We start from the raw sequence: 4,318 nt of genomic DNA on the forward strand, positions 1-4,318 counted from the left end.
GGATCTCATTCTGGGCTTTCACCCTCATCCTCACCTTCTCCCATCAAGGGAGAAGAAATTCTAGTGATATGTAATCCTGAGCCCTTACTTTTCGATGGTATGATGGTCTCATCTTTTACAAATTGTGGAATTGGGGAAACGTAATTCATTCCAAAACCATTCTCTATCTCATTTTATTGAGGGGAAAATGTTTAATAATGGTGATTATGCAAATCTTCAGTTATTATTTTCTGTGTTGTTCTCTTGACTATATGGATTAGAAAAAAACGAATTGTCTTCAGTTAGAGGTTTTTCTTTAAAATTGAACGGAGTGGTTTGAATGGTTTCATGGTAGAGGAACTGATGATCTAAGCTCTCAAGAGTGGCTCGAATATAAGTACGAAGCGTGGTCTCACCTAAATTACGAACTAAACTGTTAACATCAAGCTTTGCCTCCCAGCTATAGGCTTTTCCATGTAATTCGACGATTCGTTTTAAGAGTTCTGAAATGGCTTCCTCTGAAGCTGGAGTGACAACTAAACTTTGAGGGCTCAGGGCATATTCAAAAAATTCTGTTATTTCGTTATAAGCGCTTTTTCCAAACTTTTCTTCAGCTAATTTTGGCATAAGGGTACGATCATCCTTCCCTCCATACCACATTTCACTCTGAAGGCTGGTTGCTGCTGCAGCGATAACGTAAATTGGATAGTGATGAGCATTCGACCAATTAAGCAACCATTGAAGATTTTGATAAGCTTTGAGTCGGGATTGACTACCCAAGCGTCCCACAAGTTCTAATTCATCGATAAGAATGACCCACCCGCGATAACCACAAAAGACTATCGTGTCTGCTAAACATCCAAAGTAAGCTTTTGCGTGGTCAATCATTCGAAAGCTGGTTTCAAAAGTGGGAAATTTTTCAGAGCAGTTCTGACGATGGATTCGCTTCAATTCTGTCAATGGAATACGAGTACCCATTAAGTCTCCATAAAGCAAGTTCTGCTCTTCTCCAGCTGAATGTAAATAATTTTCTATAACAATTGCAGGGAGAGGATGTATATATCTGTCTGGTACAAGTATTGATGTTTTTTGAAGATCGCTGGCATGTTTTTTTGATAAAGCACGTTCCAGTCCGAACATCGAAGAATCAGGAGTCCTTAAACGAGAAGCAGCCCGGCCATAAAAATGAAAAAGATTATGGCAGGATACCTCACGACTGAGTGAGACGAAGCTCACTGCAAATTGTCGATCAAGAGCCAAATGTTCGGTAGTGGTTAAAACGTGGGTTTTGCCCTGACCGTATTGACCCCAAATTAATCTACCACGAGGTATTTTTCCGGTGGTTAATAAATCGAGGTCAGCACGGAGGGTTTCGGTGAGGTTTTTACGAAGATCAGGTAAGGTTCTCGTCGAAATTCGCGTTGGTACTCCAGTTCGGAGGGCTTCAACTACTTTAATGGCTTCCATACGATTTTTATTATAATGGTCCATATCAATATCCCTCCTTTTTTTTCATAAACATGGCATTTTCCATTACAATAGCGCGAAGCTTACTCATGGTCGAGGTGTCAGGGAGTTCTTCAAGATATTTCCGTTCATATCCTGCCGATGTGAAAAGTTCATTCATTTTGGAAGTTAATTTTGTTTCTAATTGGTCATTCAATGCTTTTACGAAATCATCCATATTTACAATATCAGCAAAACGATTAAATCGGTTAACTGTTACTAAACCTGATTGTAAGCGCATCCAAAGAGCTTCATAACTTTTAAATCCCCTTTTTTCATCTTCGAGCATAGGGTATCGACCAGATAATATCATTACAAAACTTTCTAATAACTCTGTGTCATCAATAAGTTGTCGTATTATCTCGCAGACATCTTTAATGGCATTTGGTGTGTAATAATAGCGAGCTGTTTCTGGAGAACGTCGGGTTATGATATCTACATCATCGATGAGAACAAGCAAACCACTCCATCCGGCATACTTCAATAGACGAATCAAAGAATTAAGCCAATAACGAGCATTCGATTTTTGCAGTTTCTCAAATAAATAAGTCGTTTGTCGTTCCTGTCGCTCTAATTTTTCACCAGACAACCATCGTAAAGCCGTTGTTAAGGTTCCATCCTTACCTTTTATCATACGTTCTTTAACTACTGTATAGGCAAAAGCCGAGAATGAACTACCGAAATCAGCATCTTTAAAAACTTGACTGGCAGTATTGCGAATTTCTTTTTCTGCTGTAACTTTCGTCATACCATCTTCAACCATTATAGGAAGGAGGCGTTCCGATCCATCATAATGATTGCTATCATATCCAAGCATACTGGCTGTTTTCCGGCAAAGGCCTCGGACTAGCTCTTCTAAATCAATTTGTGAGACTATCATTTTGTACAATGAGGTAAGGTCATTTAATTTAAAATAAAAATCACGGAGTGAGAAAAAAACGGTGGCGTACCCTTGATCACGTGCCTCTTGTTCTATGCAGCGCAATAAGTGAGTTTTACCCGTTCCTTCTGATCCAACCACAACCTTGACCTTGCTTCCACCCTGATAAATAAAATTATTGAGATAGTATTCTTTAAAAAAATCCAGCCATAGTTCCCGACCAATGGTAATAATTTTTAGAATATCAGAATTAATTGGAGGTTCTCCTCTTTTTAAAAGTTCGATTTCTTTTTCTTCAATCAACATGAGGGCGCTCCTCCTTGTAAATGGTTAATGTACTGATTCGACTTTCTCTTCCTTGACTATCCACAACGACTAAAGCTTTCCTTGCGCTTCGAGTAAATCCAAACTCAAATACATATTCTTCATTCAAAGAAAGATCGAATCTTTCCTTTAAAAGACCTAATTCAAATTGAAAGAGAATTTTCGGATATTCTTGGTGAGTTGAACGTCTTACTGTGAGTATTTCATATATTTTATCAAGAGAAACCGCTTTTCCCCAAAGAGCTTCCTTTTGTTTGAATGAAAGGCAATTGGCTATCTTATAGGCGTTGAGTAAATCCTTAAGAAAATTCTTAGAATTAAAACGCCGGTTATATATTGTCTTATATTCATTGGCGATTAAAATTGCCAATTCTCGTGGTTGTAAAATAGAAAAACGTTGACTTTTTCTACCCAGGATAAGAAGAACATGATAATTTTCCAAATCAAAATGAAGGTGAAAGGGTGGAAAAATATAATCTGGAAACTCACCTTGAAAAAGAATATTTGATTCAGCTAGTTCGTGCTCAAAGTCTTTTATGAATTGTTCAGTGGCTAAATATTCTTTATGAAGAGTCATTTCGTTTTCAACATAAGGTTCCAGAGCATTCCAGGACTCTTTTATATTATTTAAAGATTCTTGAAATTGTTGTTTCATCTGTTCAAACAATCGAAAGTCCCATTTTTTTTGAGCTTTTTTCAGGTGTTTAACACTTTTAGCTAAAATATGTGTGTTGTCCTCGAGTAAATTCCAGCTGATAGGTGGTGAACTTTCTTTTGGATTCAACTCCATATGAGTATCCTCCCTTATTAGGTTTTAATACTTTTTAGACTAATTTAAATTGCTTTGTTTCATATATACCCTGAATAATTAAAATATGCAATATGAATATCTATCTATACTATCGAGGATAAACTTTGGGTAATATCCAGGTTCCATCTAAGGCATCACGTTTTGGCCAGTATATTCGCAGGGTAACATTGAATAATCCACTGGGAGGAACCGGAAGCCAATTCGACTCCCACTCCGCTCCAGGGGAAGAATTTTGCAAGTAAATATCCAGAGATCCATCTGGATTAAATTTCATCAGATTTTGTTTGCTGTTCAAGCTGTATCGATTAATTGGGTTTTCAACTATATATCCAGACGAATCATAAATAATGAGAGACCAAAAAGCATTCGCTGGAGGAGTCATATCTTTTTCAAAATGAATAATATAATTCTTGCTGCCATTAAAATATTCATTATTGCAATCCCGATAAGTTACAGCGTATACAGAATCTTCAGGTAGGTTGGCACCAAGGCCAGTAAGAGCAATAACAGCTCTCATCATATAAGAAGTCCCATAAGACCCCATAAACGTGGTAATGTAACGCCAGTTATTTACAACAGGAACTGGTGATTGTTCACCGATAGCTTTTAAAGCATCTTTTGCAGCCTGGTTGAGAACTTCCTGAATATTTTGATCTAAACTTTTAAAGTCAAGTAGTTTACCTGGTATGATCCCAATCTTACTCATAATCGCAACAATTGGCCAGTCATTAATATGAGGTGGGTTTTCTATCATTAGCTGAGTAAAGATTTCAAAAAAAGTAGCAGCTTCCATCTGAGCTACCACTTGAGGTGGATCG

Annotated in this window: 4 protein-coding genes; all 4 read right to left on the minus strand. The window is 37.3% G+C overall.

Going from position 1 to position 4,318, the window contains the following annotated elements; translation table 11 throughout:
- Positions 1-216: 216 nt before the first annotated feature.
- Positions 217-1,470 carry a BREX system ATP-binding domain-containing protein gene (locus tag PLK24_RS08900; protein WP_324478316.1) on the minus strand — a complete coding sequence of 418 codons (1,254 nt, stop codon included), beginning with the start codon at positions 1,468-1,470 and terminating at the stop codon, positions 217-219.
- A gap of 1 nt (position 1,471) precedes the next feature.
- Positions 1,472-2,671 carry a BREX system ATP-binding domain-containing protein gene (locus PLK24_RS08905; RefSeq protein ID WP_324478318.1) on the minus strand — a complete coding sequence of 400 codons (1,200 nt, stop codon included), beginning with the start codon at positions 2,669-2,671 and terminating at the stop codon, positions 1,472-1,474.
- Positions 2,661-3,479 carry a hypothetical protein gene (locus PLK24_RS08910; RefSeq protein WP_324478320.1) on the minus strand — a complete coding sequence of 273 codons (819 nt, stop codon included), beginning with the start codon at positions 3,477-3,479 and terminating at the stop codon, positions 2,661-2,663. The genes PLK24_RS08905 and PLK24_RS08910 overlap by 11 nt, the downstream gene beginning before the upstream one ends.
- Before the next feature lie 109 nt (positions 3,480-3,588).
- On the minus strand, positions 3,589-4,318 hold a 730-nt coding region (locus PLK24_RS08915), incomplete at its 5' end, for a DUF1214 domain-containing protein (protein WP_324478322.1).

It is taken from the genome of Atribacter sp., from assembly GCF_035418125.1.
Taxonomy (GTDB): Bacteria; Atribacterota; Atribacteria; order Atribacterales; family Atribacteraceae; genus Atribacter; species Atribacter allofermentans.

Coding starts and splice junctions, on each gene's coding strand:
- PLK24_RS08900 (WP_324478316.1), bottom strand. CDS start 1,470: ATGGACCATTATAATAAAAATCGTATGGAAGCCATTAAAGTAGTTGAA.
- PLK24_RS08905 (WP_324478318.1), bottom strand. CDS start 2,671: ATGTTGATTGAAGAAAAAGAAATCGAACTTTTAAAAAGAGGAGAACCT.
- PLK24_RS08910 (WP_324478320.1), bottom strand. CDS start 3,479: ATGGAGTTGAATCCAAAAGAAAGTTCACCACCTATCAGCTGGAATTTA.